The organism is Streptomyces sp. NPDC041124 (assembly GCF_055592385.1).
In genome coordinates this window covers 231,533-249,217 of the sequence record NZ_JBVIYR010000003.1, presented here as the reverse complement: position 1 = coordinate 249,217, position 17,685 = coordinate 231,533, and the positions used below count along the sequence as shown (strand labels likewise).

The window sequence follows — 17,685 nt, the reverse complement described above, 5'->3', positions numbered from 1 at the left end:
CCCGGCCGCGAGTGCGGCCGGGGTCTGTTCAGCGTCGAATACCGGTACTCACGAACCCGTGGGCACGGAGTCAGTCGCCTCCGTCCACAGATCCTGCTCGGCGCGATCCGCCTGGATCTGGCGGTACACGAGGAGCCCGCCGATGGCGGCCAGTGCGACCAGGAGAAGCTTCTTCACCGCGCGACCTCGTCTTTCGTTGACGTAGGGGACCTCTGGCGCCCGACTATACACACCGGCCGATACCGATCGGTGACCTGCGTCGGCCACGCGAACTGCCCCGGATCGCGCCGCAGTAGGAGCGGAACGCGGCCGTCGGACCGGAGGGTGATGACCTCTCCACGGGCTGTGGTTCGAGCTCTTCCCCCCGTCTCATCAGCTTTTCTCCCTTCATGCGTCCATCCGAGTGGTGTTCATCTGAACATCCACGCGCCACGGGCGTCGGTCCACCACTTCGCGAGCCTCATACACATCATGAGGAAAGTACGCAAATCGCCCAACCCGAAAGTGAGGGGCCATGGCCCGGAACAAGGTCATGAAGCTGTGGAACGCCGTCGTCACCGCCTTCCTGGCGCTGTGCACGGCGCTCGGACTCATCACCACGACCGCCTCGGCGGCCGTACCGCAGACCGAGAAGGCCCGCAACAGCGACAGCGCGTCCACGGCGGCCGAAGCGACGGCACCCCTGTGGTCCTGGTCACTGATCAGGGCCCTGCCCCCCACGATGAAGCAGCGCATCCACGCCGAGGCCCACGGCAAGTCCCCCGGCTGTCGGCACAGCCCCGTCGACGACGACGCTGCGGACCCCGACTCCGCGGACTGCTCCGACGACACGACGTCCTCCCGGCCCGAACCCGTCAGCGGCCGCATCCCGCTCCAGCGCTGATCCCGAACGCCCCTCCCGAGCCCTCCTCGTGCCGTCGCTGCTTCTCCGAGTCCTGGCGAACTTGCGTACAGCGCCCCGGCACGACGACGACTCCCCGGCCGCCCACGGCCCGCTCCACGAGCACCGGAAGACCCCCGCCGACCTCCGGCGGGGGTCTCCTTCGCTGTCCACGCCCACGCCCACGCCCCCGTCCCCGTCCCCGTCCAGGATCAGGCTGATCGTCGTCCAGGATCAGGCTGATCGAGCCGTCCTCGAATCGGGCCCGGCCGCACAGATGCTCGCGGCAGCCACGGCGGGCCCCGGGATCCGCGAGAGCGACGAGCCTCGCTCCGACCTCCCGGGCCCGTCACGCCTGGCCCGCCGTCGGGAGCGGTGCCCTCGCCCTCATCGACCGATGTCGGCCGTGCATGCCGAAGACCCCCAGCCGGTATCGACTGGGGGTCTTCTCGCTGGTGGGGCTAACAGGATTTGAACCTGTGGCCTCATCCTTATCAGGTCGATCAGAGGCGGTCGGCGGCCCTGGGGAACCTGCTGTGTCCCTTGTCTGATGGTCCGCCGAGGTTCGCTTCTGATCGCCACTAGCCGGGCTTGTTGGTGTCAGGCACTGATGTCACGCTCAGGCTCGGTCTTGACACACTGACCGGTCGGCCCCCGCTGCGCGCCCGCCATTCTGGGGCGCGACGCGCTTTCAACAATGAATCCGCAGTTCGCCTTCGTTGCAGAGGATGACGACCTGGTCCCCCGTCTCAAGAACGTGGAAGTGGCGCTCACGCGCGATCTCGATGATCTCTTCCAACGCTCCAAACCGCTCCACGTCGTAGATCGACCGGCGCACGACGCCACCTTGACTCGCCTGCGCCGCCCGGAATATCTGATCAACCCATGCTCCCATGAAGGCAAGCTACAACTTGATCTCTGAGTCTCACTGGTAATTGTGGAAGTTGGCGAAGCCATCGGGGTAACGCGAAGTTGACGCAGTTCCTCCGCACCTCAACCCACCACTCACCCAGCTCCCATCCCGTCCGCCGTCGACCCACACACCGTGGAGCGGGCGTGGTTCAGGGCGTCCAGGTGGAGCGCGCCACTGTACGAACGACCTGGACGCCCTGGGCCGCGTCTGCTCGGCTCTGCCTGGGTCGATGGTGGACGGGATGGGAGCACCCCGCTCATGCCACTACCGGCCCGCGGCCGGCGACGGTGCCCCCTCCATCCCGGTGCCGGCCGATCCCCCGCCGGAGGCATCGTCTGTGACCGTGTGTCGTTCTGTGCGGTGCTCGCCTCATGGCTTCCGGCCCTACCCATCAGTGGGCGCGCGTCGGCGCAGCGCGGGCGGAGCGGGCCGAAGGCAGGAGCGTCGCCCGGAGCGGAGCCGGGAAGCGCGCCCGGCGGAGCGGAGCGCAGCCGGGGCTTGATGAGGTAGAGAAACCTGTAACAGCTCTCGTTTCGCTGGTCAGGTCGAAGATGTCGCGGCGGTCGTGAGTCGGCTCGTGTACCCGGCTTGGCACAGGCGCTCGTACGCATCGGCCACGTCGCCGGGTACTGGCTGGCGGATCATGAATCCCTGATCCGGGTAGATCATCAGCCGTTGCAGGGCACCGACCAACATGTCGATCACCAAGCGGGCGTCGCCGATGGAGTCGACGTACTCGGTGAAGGTCATGGGCGTGGAAGCGCTGACGACGTCGACCCCGGGCCAGAGCTTGCGTGCCGTGGCGTATGCGCGCCGCTCCTCGTACGGCTTGCTGATCAGCAACACCGAGGAGACCTCCACCCCGCTCTCCTCCAACAGCTTCCGGGAGAAGCGGATGTTCTCACCGGTGTTCCGGGCGTACGGCTCCACGAGGATGGCCTCGCTGGGAACCCCCAGCTCCAATGCCCGCTCGCGGTAGTGGACGGCTTCGCCGCGGGGCATGCGCTCCCGCGTCGTCGGGCTGGTGGCTCCGGTGAACACGAGCAGAGGGGCCATGCCGCGCTTGTACAGGTCTACGGCGGTGTCAGCCACCCCCAGGTCGTGACTGCCCAGTCCGATGGCCACCGAGCACGGCCGGGGTGCATGGCCCATCTGGTGGTAGTCCCATACGCGCCGGGCGTCGGCCCAATCCTGCGTCGAGATCACTGCTGTCCTTTTCCGTCCCTCGCCGAGTCGGGCACCTTGAAGTCGTACTCCCACGCGAAGCGTGATGCCGCGTGTACCCCGATGGCGAACTCCACGACGGTGCCGTCCGCCGTGTAGGTCGTCCGGTGCAGCTCGACCACCGGTTCGCCCGGCGGCAACTGGAGCTGCTTCACCTCGTCCGGTGTGGCGGCGCGAGCGAACAACTGCTCCTTCATGTGGTCGATCTCGTAACCCGCGTCGTACAGCACGCGGAATCCGCCGCCTCGGCCGGCGGGGCCCGGTGTGGGGTCGACCAGTCGCGTCCCTTCCACGTGCTCGGGCCGGTAGTAGCTGGTCAGCGTGTGCGTCGGTTGATCGCCTTCTTTGACCAGGCGGGCGCGCGCGTAGACCTCCGCGCCTTCCGATAGCCCGTGTGCGGCTGCGACCTCCGGCGGTGCCACGACGCGGCTCACCGTCTGGGTCTGCTCGTTCCGGCGATAGGTGCGACCCGATGCCACGCGGTCCGCGATGAACGCGACCTCGTCGCCGTCTCGCCACTTGGCCTTGTCGTAGCGGGCAATGCCCAAGCGCTTGAGGGGGACCTGCTGGCGCACGACAGTGCCGTGGCCGCGTGAAGAGGTGACCAGGCCCTCGGCTTCCAGTGCTTTGTAGGCGGCGTGCACGGTTGCCTTGGAGCCTTCACCGGCGTCGACGAGTTCTCGGATGTGAGGCAAACGCTGGCCAGGGGCGTAGTCACCCCTTCTGATCTGCTCGGCCAGCTTGTCCGCCAGCTCCCGCCACTTGGACGCCATCTCGAACCCCTCTCAACGAGGTCAAGTGAAACATAGTCCTAGGACTGTTGACAGTCCTAGGACTGCGGTGCACTATCTCTCTCAGCGACTCGCAGTCCTAGGACAGCGAGCGCCATGCAGTCCGATTTGGGCTGCCTCGTCTTCAACGCTGGGAGAACTGATGCCGTCCTTCAAGATCGACACGTCGACTGCTGTGGTGTTCGTGGCGACCGCGCCGGTGCCGAAGCTGGCGAACGCCAAGACCGGTGAGCGGGCGCTGGACCGGGAGACCGGGGCCGCGCTGTCCACGGTGGGCCTGCTGGTCTCGGACGAGGGGGAGGGGAACCTCTACCAGGTGACCATCCCGGAGACGGGCCTGCCGGAAGGGCTCCAGCCGGGTATGCCGGTGCGGGTGGTCGGGCTCAAGGCGCGGGACTGGGAGAACGAGTTCAACGGCCAGAAGCGGCACGGGATCTCGTTCCGTGCGGTCGCGATCACCCCGGCGGCGTGACCATGAGTGACTGGTCGTTGTGGCTGGAGGCCACGGGGGCGTTAGCGGGGGCCGGCGGTGTCGGCTACGCCAAGGCTCGGGCTCCGCGCGTGTACTGGTCGACGGTGGGTCTGCCGCTGACGTGGGGCCGGTTCGCCTGGTCCTACCGGTCCACGATGGACGTGTGCGGGCTGACGGTGCAGCCGACGGGGCTGCGGGCGTTCATGACCCGCAACCTGGCCCGTCGTGAGGTCCGGCCCGTCGCGCCGAAGGTCCGCCGTATCCGCCCGACCTCGACGGGCCTGCGGGTGACGCTGCGGCTTCCGGCCGGTCTGGAGCCGGTCGACGTGGCGGTGTCCTCGGAGCGGCTGCGGCACGCCTTCGGGGTGCAGTCGGTGACCGTGGCGGAGACCAAGCCCGGATACGTGGAACTGCGGATGACGGGCTATGACGTGCTGCGCCGGGTGCGTCTGCCGCGCAAGGCCCGGCCGCGTGACCTGGTGGTGCCGGTGGCGCTGCGGGAGGACGGCACGGTCTTCGAGCGGGACTACCGCAAGATGCCGCACGCCCTGACCCTGGGGGCGAACTCGTCGGGGAAGTCCATGTACCAGCGCAACTTGGTGATGGGCCTGGCGAAGCTCCCGGTCGGGCTGGTGGGGATCGACTGCAAGCGCGGTGTCGAGCACAGCCGGTACCTGCCCCGCCTGTCGGCGCTGGCCACCGATCCGGACATGGCCGGCCGCCTGATAGACGCGCTGGTGCTGGAGATGAGCGAACGGTTCGATCTCCTCGCCCTGCACGGGGTGCCGGACCTGTGGGACTTGCCCGAGAAGCTGCGGCCGGTGCCGCTGGTCGTCCTCGTGGATGAGGTGGCGGAGCTGTTCTTCGTCACCTCCAAGAAGGAGGAAGCGGCGCGGGACAGGACGGTCATGCAGCTCGTGCGGCTGGGGCAGATGGCCCGCGCGGTCGGGATCTACCTGGAGGTGTGCGGGCAGCGCTTCGGCTCCGACCTCGGCCGCGGTGCGACCGCGCTGCGGGCTCAGCTCACCGGCCGTGTGGTGCACCGCGTCAACGACAAGCAGACCGCCGAGATGGGCCTGGGCGACATCGCCCCTGAGGCGGTCGTGTCCGCGACTTCGATCCGAGTGGACCGGCCCGGCGTCGCGGTGGCCGGTGACACCTCCGGTGGCTGGTCACGCATCCGCACCCCGGAGACCACGCCAGCGCAAGCGGCGGCCGTCTGCCGGGAGTACGCCCACCTGACCCCGGACCTGCCCTTCCTGGCCTCGTTCCGCCCGCCCGTGGCGATCCCGCCGATGCCCACCACACCCCCGTCCGTCCCGCAGTCCTGACCACTGAGGGGAGGTGAGGACGTGTTCCGCTCGATCCGCATCGATGCCGTGCTCATCCAGGCCGTGATCGCCGGTGCCCTGTCCTTCGCCCACCTGCACGACCTCGCCGAAGCGGCCGGACAGTCCGGCTGGAAGGCGTGGGCCTACCCGGTCTCCGTCGACCTGCTGCTGGTGGCGGCCTGGCGTCGACTGCGCGGCGCTCGCCGGGACCGCTCGGCCTGGACATGGTTCGTCATCGCCCTGGTCGCCTCCCTCGGCGCGAACGTCGCGACCGCCGGACTCCTCGACCTGGCCAACGTTCCCGCTTGGCTGCACATCCTCGTCGCGGGCTGGCCCGCGCTGGCCTTCCTCGGCGGAACCCTCCTCGTCCACCAACCCACCGAACCCGCACCGGCATCCGCGCCCGCGGCTGCTGCCGATCCCGCGCCGGTCATCGACCGCCCCGACGTCGCGGACGAAGGACCGGAGATCGCCCCGGCCGAACCCGTCCCAGCCCTGCCGGAAGCCCCGGCCCCGGCCCCGGCCCCGGCCCCGGTGCCGATGGTGCCCCCGGCTCTGGTCGACCACGCACGCAAGGTCGCCACCGAGCACCGCACCCGCACCGGGACCGACATCGACACCGCCACCCTGCGCGCTCGCCTCGGCATCCCGGAAGACCTCGCTGGCGCGATCGTCGCCCAACTCGCCTGAAAGGAGGTGACCAGATGCGCCCGAACCGCTTCTACGACGTCATCCGCATCGGACCCGTGAGGGTCGGCACGTTCAACAACGGCCGTGGCCAGACCCGTCACACCGCCGCCTGCACCGCCCCTGAGTGCGGCTTCTCCACCGAACACCGCGACCGCTCGGCCGCCGAACTCGCCGCCCGAACCCACCGCTGCAACCCCTGAGAGGAGGGCCGAACCGTGCAGCTCCCCGAGGACCAGCTCCGCGCCGGTCACATCCCCGCCGACCTCTACCGGCGGCTCCCGCCCGGCACCGACGTGCGACGCGTCGTGATCGTGCAAGAAGCACCCCGCTCCTACACCGGGCCGATCGTGCTGACGCTCGTCGTCGTCACCGGGTCCATCGCGGTGCTGCTGGTCATCGCCTTCGTCGCCCAGGTCGTGGCCGGCGCCGCCGTCGCGGTCCTGTCGGCCACCAGCGGACTCACCTACACGATCAACCGCGCGGCCAAACGCCGCGCCTCCAGCAAGTAACGCCCTCCGGGGCGGCCTCGGTCGCCAAACTTCCGCCGCCCCGGACGGCTCCACCCATCCAGATCCAACGGACCCGAAAGGGAAGCCTCATCATGCCCCAGCACGCCCAGAACACGCGCGTCTGCCGCGACTGCGACGGCTTCGCCACCGCCGCGATCACCACCGGCACCCGACACGGCGACGGTACCCGCGCCACTCTCCGCGTCACCTGCCCGACCTGCAAGGGCACTGGCACCGCCCGCCGTGTGCGCCCGCTGGGGGCGGTGATCAAGTGACCGACACCGCCACGATGGCGGGCCTGGACCCGGCCACCCTCGCCGACGTGCTGAGGCTGGCCGGGTCTCCCGGCTTCGACCGCATCCAGGACCAGATCCGCCGTACCGGCGGCTGCACCGACCCCATCCGCCTGACCGGCTCGACCGTCACCCGCGACGCGGCCACGGGACAGGTGCTGCACTCCTACTCCACCGACACCGAGCCCGGCGGGGTCCTGCGCGTCGCCTGCGGCAACCGCCGCGCCTCCCGCTGCCCGGCCTGCGCCTGGACCTACGCGGGCGACACCTACCACCTGATCCGCGCCGGCCTCGTCGGCGACCCCGCCAAGGGCACCCCCGAGACGATCCGCGACCACCCGCGCGTGTTCGCCACGCTCACCGCGCCGTCGTTCGGCCCGGTCCACAACCGGCCCGGCAACCGGCCCTGCCGCTGCGGCACCCACCACGCCGAAGACTCCCCCGAGCTGGGCACACCGCTCGACCCGGACGCTTACGACTACGCGGGCGCGGTGCTGTGGAACAACCACGCCTCCGAGCTGTGGCGCTACTTCACGATCTACCTGCGCCGGGAGATCGCCAAGCGGGCCGGACTCACGCAGAAGGCCGCACGCGAGCAATCGCGAGTGTCGTTCGGGAAGGTCGCCGAATACCAGAAGCGCGGGGCGGTGCACTTCCATGCCGTGATCCGCTTCGACGGACCGGCCGGACCCGACGACCCGCCCCCGGCGTGGGCCACCCTCGACCTGCTCACCGACGCCATCCATGCCGCTGCCGCCCGCGTGGAAGTCGACGTACCCCCGTCCGGGGACCAACCGGCCCGGACCCTGCGATGGGGCACCCAGCTCGACGTACGCCCGATCCGCGCCTTCGGCGACGGCGAGGACATCACCGAGCAGGCGGTCGCCTCCTACGTGGCCAAGTACGCCACCAAAGCAGCCGAGACCACCGGCACCGTGGACCGCCGCATCGGCAACAAGGAAGCCCTCGTCCTCCTCGACGTCCCCGAGCACCCGGCCCGGCTCATCGCCGCCTGCCTCGACCTCCACAACCTCTACCCGGACCGCAAGCTCCGCGACTGGGCCCACATGCTCGGCTTCCGCGGCCACTTCTCCACCAAGTCCCGCCGCTACTCCACCACCCTCGGCGAACTCCGCCAGGCACGCGCCGACTACCGCGCCGCCCAACAACGCGCCGCCCTCGGCCTGCCCGACCCCGACGACGAGGAAGCCACCACGCTCACCCTCGCCCACTGGACCTACGCAGGCCACGGCCACACCCCCGGCGAATCCTGGCTCGCCGCCAACATCCGCCGGGACATCCAGCACAACCGCGACACCGCCCGCGAGGAACTACCCGCCTTGCTCGACCTGGAAGGAGCTGCTGCATGACCACCGCTGCCCCGGAGCTGTTGACCGTGCCCGAAGTCATGGCGCGGCTGAAGGTGGGCCGGACCAAGGTCTACGACCTGATCCGCACCCATCGCCTCGTGTCCATCAAGGTCGACGGATGCCGCCGCATCCCGGACCACGCCGTCCGCGACTTCATCGCCGGGCAGATCGGGGAGGCCGCCTGATGGCGAAGCGTCGGCCCAATGGCGGTGGCACGATAACGAAGCGGTCCGATGGCCGGTACCAGGGGGCCGCCTACGTGACCGACACGGACGGCAACCGGGTGCGCAAGTACGTGTACGGCCGGACGTGGGACGAGGCGAACGAGAAGCTCGGCAAGCTCCAGGACCAGGAGCGCAACGGCATCCCGGTGCCTTCCCGGTCCTGGACGCTCGGCGAGTGGCTGGCCTACTGGCTGGAGCACATCGTCGCCCCGGAGCGGGAGCACAACACGTACGTGAAGTACGAGTCCAAGGTGCGGCTCTACCTGGTTCCCCACCTTGGCAAGAAGCCGCTGGTCAAGCTCACCCCGGCACAGATTCGCGCCTTCATGGCCACGCTGGCGCGGGAGAAGGTCGGGGCCTCCGCCCGCTTCGAGGTTCTGCGCGTCCTCCGTAACGCGCTCAACAGGGCCATGCGCGAGGAGTTGGTGACGCGCAACGTCGCGCTCCTGGTCGACATGCCCAAGGTGGCCAAGGACAGGGGCACGGCGTGGAACGCGCGGGAAGCGATCGCCTTCCTTCGCTCGGTCCGCGCTCACCGCCTCTACGCGGCCTGTGTCCTTGTCCTGGTCCTCGGCCTCCGTCGCAGTGAGGTGCTCGGGCTGCGCTGGCAGGACATCGACTTCGAGGCCGGCCACTTCACGCCGGTCAAGCAGGTGCAGCGGGTCAAGGGCGTGGGCCTGGTCCTCAAGGACCTCAAGACGGAGTCCTCACAGGCGGTGCTCCCGCTCCCGGAGTTCTGCGCCCGTGTCCTCGAGGAGCGCCGGGAGCTACAGGAGCTGGAGCGGAAGATCGCCGGTGAACACTGGGCTCAGGCGCCGGACCAGGACCTGATCTTCTCCTCCGAGCACGGCGGCATGAGCGACCCGGTGGGTTTCTCCCGCACCTTCGATCGGCTCGTCAAGCGGGCCGGTGTGCGCCGAATCACAGTCCGCCTCGCTCGGCACACCTGCGGGACCCTGCTGGCCTTCCTGAAGGTGCATCCCAAGGTCGCTCAGGCGATCCTCCGGCACAGCCAGATCAGCATGACCATGGATGTCTACACGCACGTCGTCGGCGACAGTGAGCGGGAAGCGGTGGGCATGCTCGCCGAGCTTCTGGAAGATCCGCTCATCGGCTGATGTCAGCCATGGATGTCAAAGACCCCCAGCCGGTATCGACTGGGGGTCTTCTCGCTGGTGGGGCTAACAGGATTTGAACCTGTGGCCTCATCCTTATCAGGGATGCGCTCTAACCAACTGAGCTATAGCCCCGCCGCGCTTTGCGGTGTGTGTCCCGCGCGCTGACTCCTGAAGATTAGCGCACGACCGGGGCAGTCCCAAAATCGGTTGTCGGAGGGCTGTCGGAGGAGCCGGAGCATCCGCTGTGAGCAGCTCACTCGTCCTCGGCGAGCGTCAGCTCGACACCGCCCACGAAACCGGCGGAGAGGTTGTAGATGAACGCGCCGAGCGTCGCGAGGGCCGTCGCCAGGACGACGTCGATGACCGCGATGATCGTCGTGAACATCAGCACGTTGGGCAGCGACAGGAACGACTGGAGGTCGAAGCCGTTCGACTCGTTGGAGCCGGTCGCCTCGGAGATCGTGCCGCCGACCGTCGAGAACACGCCCATCGCGTCCATGACCATCCACAGCACCGCGGACGCGACGATCGTGCAGATGCCGAGCGCGATGGAGAGCAGGAAGCTGACCTTCATCACCGACCAGGGGTCGGCCTTGGCCACGCGCAGGCGCGCCTTGCGCACCCGCGGGGTGGTGCGCGCCCCCGTGCGCGGGCGTCGTACCGCGCCGGTCTGGCCGGCGGCCGTGCCGCCCTGGGCCGGGTAGGCCTGCGGGGGGTGGTACGGACCCGCCTGCTGCTGCGGCTGCCGTTCCCCCGGCAGCGGTGAGGCCGTCTGAGCGCCTGCGCCCTGGTCCGGCGCGGCCTGCGGGCCTCGGGTGTCCGTCACGGTTCCCCCCTGGGATCCCTGCCTGTCGGACGAAGAGCCGTCCTTCACGGGCGACTTGATCGCTTTGAGATTGGTCGTGTGCGGATCTGTCGCCCGCGCGGCGGAGCCACGGCCACCGCCGTCCGTTCCCGTACTGGTCCCGGTCGGTCCGGCGCCCGTGGCTCCGCTCACGCTGACTCACTCCTCGTGCTACTCGGCCGAGGGCGCCTCACCCTCGTCCGTACCGGTGGTCGCGTCCCCGTCGGTGGTGTCGTCCACGGCCACGTCGCCGTCGACTTCCTCCGCCTCGCGTCCCGCCTCGGCGTTACGGGCGATGCCGACGACGGCATCGCGCTTGCCCAGATTGATCAGTTGGACGCCCATGGTGTCACGGCCGGTTTCCCTGATCTCGTTGACTCGCGTACGAATCACACCGCCCGACAGCGTGATGGCGAGGATTTCGTCGGTTTCCTCGACCACCAGCGCGCCGACGAGGGTTCCGCGGTCCTCGACGATCTTGGCGGCCTTGATGCCGAGGCCGCCGCGTCCCTGGACGCGGTACTCGTCGACAGCGGTCCGCTTCGCGTACCCGCCGTCCGTAGCAGTGAACACGAACGTACCGGGTCGAACAACATTCATCGAGAGCAGTTCGTCCCCCTCGCGGAAACTCATGCCCTTGACGCCCGAGGTCGCACGACCCATGGGACGCAGTGTGTCATCCGTGGCCGTGAACCTGATCGACTGCGCCTTCTTGCTGATCAGCAGCAGATCATCTTCGGCCGAGACGAGTTCGGCACCGATCAGTTCGTCGTCGGTTCCGTCCTCCTGCTCCCGCAGATTGATCGCGATCACACCGCCGGAGCGCGGCGAGTCGTAGTCCTTCAGCGGCGTCTTCTTCACCAGGCCCGCCTTGGTGGCCAGGACCAGGTAGGGCACCGCCTCGTAGTCCCGGATCGCGCGGATCTGGGCGATCGTCTCGTCCGGCTGGAAGGCCAGCAGGTTCGCCACGTGCTGCCCGCGCGCGTCGCGCCCGGCGTCGGGGAGCTCGTAGGCCTTCACCCGGTAGACACGGCCCTTGTTGGTGAAGAACAGCAGCCAGTGGTGGGTGGTGGACACGAAGAAGTGGTTGACGATGTCGTCTTCCTTGAGCTTCGCTCCGCGTACGCCCTTGCCGCCGCGCTTCTGCGCCCGGTAGTCGTCGGTCTTGGTGCGCTTGATGTAGCCCCCGCGCGTGACCGTGACGACGATGTCCTCCTCGGCGATCAGGTCCTCGATGGACATGTCGCCCTCGTAGGGGATCAGCTTCGTCTTGCGGTCGTCGCCGTACTTCTCCACGATCGCGGCGAGTTCCTGGCTGACGATGCCGCGCTGGCGGACCGGGGAGGCGAGGATCTCGTTGTACTCGCTGATCTTCGCCTGGAGTTCGTCGTGCTCCTGGACGATCTTCTGGCGCTCCAGCGCGGCCAGCCGGCGCAGTTGCATCTCGAGGATGGCGTTGGCCTGGATCTCGTCGATCTCCAGGAGGCCCATCAGGCCCCCGCGCGCGATCTCGACGGTGTCACTGCGCCGGATCAGCGCGATGACCTCGTCGATGGCGTCCAGGGCCTTCAGCAGCCCGCGCAGGATGTGCGCCCGCTCCTCGGCCTTGCGCAGCCGGAAGCGCGTACGGCGGACGATGACCTCGATCTGGTGCGTCACCCAGTGCCGGATGAACGCGTCCAGGGACAGCGTGCGCGGCACGCCGTCGACCAGGGCCAGCATGTTGGCGCCGAAGTTGGTCTGCAGGTCGGTGTGCTTGTAGAGGTTGTTCAGGACGACCTTGGCGACCGCGTCCCGCTTCAGCACGATGACCAGGCGCTGGCCGGTGCGCGAGGACGTCTCGTCCCGCACGTCGGCGATGCCGCCGATCTTGCCGTCCTTCACCAGGTCGGCGATCTTCTGCGCCAGGTTGTCGGGGTTGGTCTGGTACGGCAGCTCCGTGACCACCAGGCACTGGCGGTTCTGGATCTCCTCGACCTCGACCACCGCGCGCATGGTGATCGAGCCGCGGCCCGTGCGGTACGCCTCCTCGATGCCCTTGCGGCCCACCACGAGGGCGCCGGTCGGGAAGTCGGGGCCCTTGATCCGCTCGATCAGCGCGTCCAGGAGCTCCTCGTGGGAGGCCTCCGGGTTCTCCAGGTACCACTGGGCGCCGGCCGCGACCTCGCGCAGGTTGTGCGGCGGGATGTTGGTCGCCATACCGACCGCGATCCCGGCCGAGCCGTTGATCAGCAGGTTCGGGAAGCGGGCCGGCAGGACGGTCGGCTCCTGGGAGCGGCCGTCGTAGTTGTCCGTGAAGTCGACGGTCTCCTCGTCGATGTCACGGACCATCTCCATCGACAGCGGCGCCATCTTGCACTCGGTGTAGCGCATCGCCGCCGCCGGGTCGTTGCCCGGGGAGCCGAAGTTGCCGTTGGAGTCCACCAGCGGCATCCGCATCGACCACGGCTGCGCCAGACGGACCAGAGCGTCGTAGATCGAGGAGTCGCCGTGCGGGTGGTAGTTGCCCATGACGTCGCCGACCACACGGGCGCACTTGTAGAAGCCGCGCTCGGGGCGGTAGCCGCCGTCGTACATCGCGTACAGCACACGCCGGTGGACGGGCTTGAGGCCGTCACGGACGTCGGGCAGCGCACGCGAGACGATGACGGACATCGCGTAGTCGAGGTACGAGCGCTGCATCTCCGTCTCGAGCCCGACGGGCTCGACGCGCATGGCGGAGGCTTCGACGTCCTCGAGAGGCGTGACGGGAGGGTTCTCGTCGGTCATTGCTGGTGAAGATCCTTCCTGGTGCGGTCAGCTGAGACCGACTCAGATGTCGAGGAAGCGGACGTCCTTGGCGTTGCGCTGGATGAACGCGCGGCGGGCCTCGACGTCCTCGCCCATCAGGACCGAGAACAGGTCGTCGGCCTGGGCGGCGTCGTCCAGGGTGACCTGGCCGAGGACGCGGTGCTCCTGGTCCATCGTGGTGATGCGCAGCTCCTCGGCGTTCATCTCGCCGAGGCCCTTGAAGCGCTGCACGGAGTCCTCACGGATGCGCTTGCCGGCGTTGCGTCCCATCTCGATCAGCGCGTCGCGCTCACGGTCGGAGTACGCGTACTCGAAGTCGTCCCGGCCCCACTTGATCTTGTAGAGCGGGGGACGGGAGAGGAACACGTGCCCGGCCTCGACCAGCGGCCGCATGAAGCGGAACAGGAACGTCAGCAGCAGGGTGTTGATGTGCTGGCCGTCGACGTCGGCGTCCGCCATCAGGATGATCTTGTGATAGCGGAGCTTCTCGATGTCGAAGTCCTCGTGCACTCCGGTGCCGAACGCGGAGATCATCGCCTGGATCTCCTGGTTCTGCAGGATCCGGTCGATGCGCGCCTTCTCGACGTTGAGGATCTTGCCGCGGATCGGGAGGATCGCCTGGTACTGCGGGTTGCGGCCGGACTTGGCCGAGCCGCCGGCGGAGTCACCCTCGACGATGAAGATCTCGCACTTGACGGGGTCGTTCGACTGGCAGTCGGACAGCTTGCCCGGCAGGGACGCCGACTCCAGCAGGCCCTTGCGCCGGGTCAGGTCGCGCGCCTTGCGGGCCGCCACGCGCGCGGTGGCCGCCGCGATGCCCTTGCGGATGATGTCCGCGGCCTCGTTGGGGTTGCGGTCGAGCCAGTCGGTCAGGTGCTCGTAGACGACCTTCTGGACGAAGGTCTTGACCTCGGTGTTGCCCAGCTTCGTCTTGGTCTGGCCCTCGAACTGGGGCTCGCTCAGCTTCACCGAGATGATCGCCGTCAGACCCTCGCGGATGTCGTCACCCGTGAGGTTGTCGTCCTTCTCGCGGAGCAGCTTCTTGTCCCGCGCGTACTTGTTGATCAGCGAGGTGAGCGCCGCGCGGAAGCCCTCCTCGTGCGTACCGCCCTCATGCGTGTGGATGATGTTGGCGAAGGAGTAAACGCCCTCGGTGTAGCCGCCGTTCCACTGCATCGCGACCTCGAGGGACAGGCTCTTGTCCCTGTCCTCGGCCTCGAGGTCGATCACGGTGGGGTGCACCAGGTCTCCCTTGCGGGAGTTGAGGTACTTCACGAAGTCGACGATGCCGCCCTCGTAGTGGTACGAGACGCTCTTGACCTCGTGCTTCTCGTCCTCGCCCGCCTCGTCCGCGCCGGCGGTGGCCTTGGCCGACTCGCGCTCGTCGGTGAGGTTGATCCTCAGGCCCTTGTTGAGGAAGGCCATCTCCTGGAAGCGCCGGGAAAGCGTCTCGAACGAGTATTCGGTGGTCTCGAAGATGTCACCGTCGGCCCAGAAGGTGACCGACGTACCGGTCTCATCGGTGGCCTCGTGCCGGGCGAGCGGTGCCGTGGGAACACCCAGCTTGTAGTCCTGCGTCCAGCGGTGGCCGTCGGTCTTGACCTCGACGGCGACCCGCGTCGACAGCGCGTTGACCACGGAGACGCCCACGCCGTGCAGACCGCCGGAGACCGCGTAACCGCCGCCGCCGAACTTGCCGCCCGCGTGCAGCACGGTCAGTACGACCTCGACGGCGGGCTTGCCCTCGGAGGGGACGATGCCCACCGGGATGCCACGGCCGTTGTCGACGACCCGGACGCCGCCGTCGGCGAGGATCGTCACGTCGATCGTGTCCGCGTGACCGGCCAGCGCCTCGTCGACGGAGTTGTCGACGACCTCCTGCACCAGGTGGTGCAGCCCTCGCTCACCGGTCGAACCGATGTACATACCGGGTCGCTTGCGGACCGCGTCCAGACCCTCGAGGACGGTGATGGCACTGGCGTTGTACGAGGCGGTGACCTCGCTGCCCGAGGTCGTCGCCTCGCTCTTCGCGCCGGTGTCGGTGGACGGGATGTTCTCGTTGGGGTTGCCGGAATCGGCCACGAAGCGCCCTTTCTGGCACAGCACGAGCCGGGCTCGGCGGCAGGTTGCCGGAGCGGCTGCGGCATGTTGCGTTGGTCAGCCTTGATCAGCGTTGCTCAGCTTTTCCCGGGCGGTCCCCACGATCGGGGCGGGATTGTCTTCCATTCTACCGGTAGCGCTGACATCGATGGGGGTTTGCGGGCACCTGAGTCCGCATGTGCCGCCCTCAACCGGTCTCGCCCGACTCCCGATATACGGATGGGGGCTCCAGGAGCCCCACGGCGGCACTCAGCGCTTCCGGCCGTCAACCCTTTGCTACTTAGGAGTCAGGTAGTGCCGCGCACCCTTCGGCGACCCCGCGGGAAGGGCGTCGCAGACGGTCCCGACACGCCGTCGAGAAGCCGTGATGTGATGTCAGTCACGTGTTCCGGAAGGGGCGGAAATGACCATCCGGTCACCCGTACGTGTCACCGGGACCCGTGCTTCCGGGGGCGCGCAACGGCCCGAACCGGCGGGCGGGGCCGGCGGGACCGACCACCTTGATCAACCGCACCCTGCCGTGGCCGAGGTCCTCGTTCAGCCGCGCGACCAGTGTCGGCGCGAGCAGCCGCAGATTCGTCGCCCAGGCCGTCGAGTCGCAGCGCACCACCAGCACCCGCTCGTCCTCGTCGTACCGCTCCGGCTCGCAGTGCTTGGCCACGTCCTCACCGACGATCTCCGGCCAGCGCCCCATCACCCCGCCCACCGCGGCCGGGGCCTCCCAGCCGCGCTCGGTGAGCAGCCGGTTGATCGCGGCGCCCAGCGCCATCGGGTCGCGCCGGTCGGCGCGCGCTCCGGAACGCGGACCGCCGCGCTGCGGCTGCTTCTTCCACCGCGCCGCGTCCCCGCGCGCGCGTGCCGCGTCCTTGGCGGCCCGCAACGCCACGCGCGCCAGATCCACGCCGGAGGACTCGGGGGTCTTCCCGGCACCGCCTCCCGGCGCCTCCTGCCCGCTCATACGCGCTCCACCATCCCCTCCGCCACGGCGAACCGCGTACCCGCCAGCACCTGAGGCACGTCGTCGTCGACGGCCGCGGTCACCAGCACCTGCTCACCCGCGGCGACCAGCTCGGCCAGCCGCTCACGGCGCCGCGAGTCCAGCTCGGCGAACACGTCGTCGAGCACCAGCACCGGCTCGTTGCCCTCGGCGCGCAGCAGTTCGTACGAGGCCAGCCGCAGCGCCAGCGCGTAGGACCAGGACTCGCCGTGCGAGGCGTAGCCCTTGGCGGGCAGCCGGCCCAGCTTGAGGAGGAGGTCGTCGCGGTGCGGGCCGACCAGGGTGACACCCCGCTCGATCTCCTGCTTGCGTGCCTCCGCGAGCGCCGCCGTCAGCTGCTCGAAGAGGTCCTCCCGCGTGTGCGCCTCGCCGGGCGCGGACGGCCTGTACTCCAGGGCGAGGGGTCCGCCGCCGGGCGCGAGCTGCTCGTACGCCTTGTCGGCCAGCGGCTGGAGCGCGCCGATCAGATCCAGCCGCTGCGCCAGGAGCTCGGCGCCCGCACGCGCGAGGTGCTGGTCCCACACGTCGAGCGTGGACAGGTCCAGGGTGCGCCCGCCGTGCCGGCGGGCCAGCGCGGCCGACTTCAGCAGGGTGTTGCGCTGCTTGAGCACCCGGTCGTAGTCGGAGCGGACCCCGGCCATGCGCGGCGAACGGGCGGTGATCAACTCGTCGAGGAAACGGCGCCGCTCACCGGGATCACCCTTGATCAGCGCGAGGTCCTCGGGCGCGAACAGCACCGTCCGGACGATCCCCAGCACGTCCCGGGGCCTCACCTGGGAGGACCTGTTGATGCGGGCGCGGTTGGCGCGGCCCGGGTTCAGCTCCAGTTCGACCAGTTGCTGCCGCTCGCCCTGCCGGATCTGGGCCCGGATGATCGCGCGGTCGGCACCCATGCGGACCAGCGGGGCGTCGGAGGAGACCCGGTGGCTGCCCAGGGTGGCGAGGTAGCCGACCGCCTCGACGAGGTTCGTCTTGCCCTGTCCGTTGGGCCCGACGAAGGCCGTCACTCCCGGGTCGAGCGGGACCTCGACCCGGGAGTAGGAGCGGAAGTCGGCCAGCGACAGATGCGTGACGTGCATGGTCGTTTCGCCGACCTCCCCGCGGCGGTGCGGACCGCCGAGCGGTCCTGTGGATACGAG

Annotated in this window: 19 protein-coding genes and 1 tRNA gene; 10 read left to right on the top strand and 10 right to left on the bottom strand. The window is 69.1% G+C overall.

Features of this window, described 5'->3' with window-relative positions; all coding sequences use genetic code 11:
• Positions 1-48 precede the first annotated feature (48 nt).
• Positions 49-177, bottom strand: a complete 129-nt coding sequence (locus tag ACZ6A9_RS09380; RefSeq protein ID WP_003999697.1) for a DLW-39 family protein — start codon at positions 175-177, stop codon at positions 49-51.
• Between the two features lie 337 nt (positions 178-514).
• Here ACZ6A9_RS09380 and ACZ6A9_RS09375 point away from each other — a divergent pair, with 337 nt between their 5' ends.
• On the top strand, positions 515-883 hold the full coding sequence (locus ACZ6A9_RS09375; protein WP_468981410.1) for a DUF6344 domain-containing protein: 369 nt from the start codon (positions 515-517) through the stop codon (positions 881-883).
• 688 nt (positions 884-1,571) lie between these two features.
• On the opposite strand, the gene ACZ6A9_RS09370 is transcribed toward ACZ6A9_RS09375, so the two are convergent.
• The 3 genes from ACZ6A9_RS09370 to ACZ6A9_RS09360 form a co-directional block, all read right to left on the bottom strand.
• Positions 1,572-1,775, bottom strand: a complete 204-nt coding sequence (locus ACZ6A9_RS09370) for a hypothetical protein (RefSeq protein WP_467607977.1) — start codon at positions 1,773-1,775, stop codon at positions 1,572-1,574.
• 558 nt (positions 1,776-2,333) lie between these two features.
• A complete protein-coding gene (locus tag ACZ6A9_RS09365; protein ID WP_468981398.1) occupies positions 2,334-2,999 on the bottom strand; it encodes a YdcF family protein in 666 nt (221 codons plus the stop codon).
• Positions 2,996-3,790, bottom strand: coding sequence for a GntR family transcriptional regulator (locus ACZ6A9_RS09360; RefSeq protein ID WP_468981392.1), 795 nt, complete (start codon positions 3,788-3,790; stop codon positions 2,996-2,998). The genes ACZ6A9_RS09365 and ACZ6A9_RS09360 overlap by 4 nt, the downstream gene beginning before the upstream one ends.
• A gap of 160 nt (positions 3,791-3,950) precedes the next feature.
• Between ACZ6A9_RS09360 and ACZ6A9_RS09355 the strand changes: the two genes are divergently transcribed.
• The 9 genes from ACZ6A9_RS09355 (at position 3,951) to ACZ6A9_RS09315 (ending at position 9,815) form a co-directional block, all read left to right on the top strand.
• Positions 3,951-4,280 (top strand): SCO3933 family regulatory protein, encoded by a 330-nt coding sequence (locus ACZ6A9_RS09355; RefSeq protein WP_411761700.1) that lies wholly within the window; start codon positions 3,951-3,953, stop codon positions 4,278-4,280.
• 2 nt (positions 4,281-4,282) lie between these two features.
• Positions 4,283-5,611: an FtsK/SpoIIIE domain-containing protein gene (locus ACZ6A9_RS09350; RefSeq protein WP_468982894.1), complete on the top strand. Its 1,329-nt coding sequence runs from the start codon at positions 4,283-4,285 to the stop codon at positions 5,609-5,611.
• 21 nt (positions 5,612-5,632) lie between these two features.
• The gene (locus tag ACZ6A9_RS09345; protein ID WP_468981383.1) at positions 5,633-6,301 is read left to right on the top strand and encodes a DUF2637 domain-containing protein; all 669 of its coding nucleotides are present in this window, start codon (positions 5,633-5,635) and stop codon (positions 6,299-6,301) included.
• Positions 6,302-6,315: 14 nt separating this feature from the next.
• Positions 6,316-6,501 carry a mobile element transfer protein gene (locus tag ACZ6A9_RS09340; RefSeq protein ID WP_053637063.1) on the top strand — a complete coding sequence of 62 codons (186 nt, stop codon included), beginning with the start codon at positions 6,316-6,318 and terminating at the stop codon, positions 6,499-6,501.
• Between the two features lie 15 nt (positions 6,502-6,516).
• Positions 6,517-6,810 carry a hypothetical protein gene (locus ACZ6A9_RS09335; protein ID WP_468981374.1) on the top strand — a complete coding sequence of 98 codons (294 nt, stop codon included), beginning with the start codon at positions 6,517-6,519 and terminating at the stop codon, positions 6,808-6,810.
• A 92-nt stretch (positions 6,811-6,902) separates the two neighbouring features.
• Positions 6,903-7,085 carry a hypothetical protein gene (locus ACZ6A9_RS09330; protein WP_199214922.1) on the top strand — a complete coding sequence of 61 codons (183 nt, stop codon included), beginning with the start codon at positions 6,903-6,905 and terminating at the stop codon, positions 7,083-7,085.
• A complete protein-coding gene (gene repSA / locus ACZ6A9_RS09325; protein ID WP_468981364.1) occupies positions 7,082-8,473 on the top strand; it encodes a replication initiator protein RepSA in 1,392 nt (463 codons plus the stop codon). Before ACZ6A9_RS09330 ends, repSA begins: the two co-directional genes overlap by 4 nt.
• Positions 8,470-8,658, top strand: a complete 189-nt coding sequence (locus ACZ6A9_RS09320; RefSeq protein WP_019527440.1) for a helix-turn-helix domain-containing protein — start codon at positions 8,470-8,472, stop codon at positions 8,656-8,658. Before repSA ends, ACZ6A9_RS09320 begins: the two co-directional genes overlap by 4 nt.
• Positions 8,658-9,815 carry a tyrosine-type recombinase/integrase gene (locus tag ACZ6A9_RS09315; protein WP_468981360.1) on the top strand — a complete coding sequence of 386 codons (1,158 nt, stop codon included), beginning with the start codon at positions 8,658-8,660 and terminating at the stop codon, positions 9,813-9,815. Before ACZ6A9_RS09320 ends, ACZ6A9_RS09315 begins: the two co-directional genes overlap by 1 nt.
• A gap of 55 nt (positions 9,816-9,870) precedes the next feature.
• On the opposite strand, the gene ACZ6A9_RS09310 is transcribed toward ACZ6A9_RS09315, so the two are convergent.
• From ACZ6A9_RS09310 to recF, 6 genes are all read right to left on the bottom strand, one after another.
• A tRNA-Ile gene (locus tag ACZ6A9_RS09310) sits at positions 9,871-9,947 on the bottom strand.
• Positions 9,948-10,068: 121 nt separating this feature from the next.
• A complete protein-coding gene (locus tag ACZ6A9_RS09305) occupies positions 10,069-10,812 on the bottom strand; it encodes a DUF3566 domain-containing protein (RefSeq protein ID WP_468981355.1) in 744 nt (247 codons plus the stop codon).
• Between the two features lie 18 nt (positions 10,813-10,830).
• A complete protein-coding gene (gene gyrA, locus ACZ6A9_RS09300) occupies positions 10,831-13,428 on the bottom strand; it encodes a DNA gyrase subunit A (RefSeq protein ID WP_468981352.1) in 2,598 nt (865 codons plus the stop codon).
• A gap of 42 nt (positions 13,429-13,470) precedes the next feature.
• The gene (gene gyrB, locus ACZ6A9_RS09295) at positions 13,471-15,531 is read right to left on the bottom strand and encodes a DNA topoisomerase (ATP-hydrolyzing) subunit B (protein WP_468981342.1); all 2,061 of its coding nucleotides are present in this window, start codon (positions 15,529-15,531) and stop codon (positions 13,471-13,473) included.
• A 433-nt stretch (positions 15,532-15,964) separates the two neighbouring features.
• Complete coding sequence (locus ACZ6A9_RS09290) at positions 15,965-16,507, bottom strand: DciA family protein (protein WP_468981340.1); 543 nt, start codon at positions 16,505-16,507, stop codon at positions 15,965-15,967.
• Positions 16,504-17,625, bottom strand: a complete 1,122-nt coding sequence (gene recF, locus ACZ6A9_RS09285) for a DNA replication/repair protein RecF (RefSeq protein WP_468981337.1) — start codon at positions 17,623-17,625, stop codon at positions 16,504-16,506. The genes ACZ6A9_RS09290 and recF overlap by 4 nt, the downstream gene beginning before the upstream one ends.
• Positions 17,626-17,685 lie beyond the last annotated feature (60 nt).

Bases quoted from the DNA above. Each gene is read 5' to 3' on its own strand.
- ACZ6A9_RS09375 (WP_468981410.1), top strand. From the start codon at position 515: ATGGCCCGGAACAAGGTCATGAAGCTGTGGAACGCCGTCGTCACCGCC.
- ACZ6A9_RS09370 (WP_467607977.1), bottom strand. From the start codon at position 1,775: ATGGGAGCATGGGTTGATCAGATATTCCGGGCGGCGCAGGCGAGTCAA.
- ACZ6A9_RS09360 (WP_468981392.1), bottom strand. From the start codon at position 3,790: ATGGCGTCCAAGTGGCGGGAGCTGGCGGACAAGCTGGCCGAGCAGATC.
- ACZ6A9_RS09355 (WP_411761700.1), top strand. From the start codon at position 3,951: ATGCCGTCCTTCAAGATCGACACGTCGACTGCTGTGGTGTTCGTGGCG.
- ACZ6A9_RS09350 (WP_468982894.1), top strand. From the start codon at position 4,283: ATGAGTGACTGGTCGTTGTGGCTGGAGGCCACGGGGGCGTTAGCGGGG.
- ACZ6A9_RS09340 (WP_053637063.1), top strand. From the start codon at position 6,316: ATGCGCCCGAACCGCTTCTACGACGTCATCCGCATCGGACCCGTGAGG.
- ACZ6A9_RS09330 (WP_199214922.1), top strand. From the start codon at position 6,903: ATGCCCCAGCACGCCCAGAACACGCGCGTCTGCCGCGACTGCGACGGC.
- ACZ6A9_RS09320 (WP_019527440.1), top strand. From the start codon at position 8,470: ATGACCACCGCTGCCCCGGAGCTGTTGACCGTGCCCGAAGTCATGGCG.
- ACZ6A9_RS09315 (WP_468981360.1), top strand. From the start codon at position 8,658: ATGGCGAAGCGTCGGCCCAATGGCGGTGGCACGATAACGAAGCGGTCC.
- gyrA (WP_468981352.1), bottom strand. From the start codon at position 13,428: ATGACCGACGAGAACCCTCCCGTCACGCCTCTCGAGGACGTCGAAGCC.
- ACZ6A9_RS09290 (WP_468981340.1), bottom strand. From the start codon at position 16,507: ATGAGCGGGCAGGAGGCGCCGGGAGGCGGTGCCGGGAAGACCCCCGAG.
- recF (WP_468981337.1), bottom strand. From the start codon at position 17,625: ATGCACGTCACGCATCTGTCGCTGGCCGACTTCCGCTCCTACTCCCGG.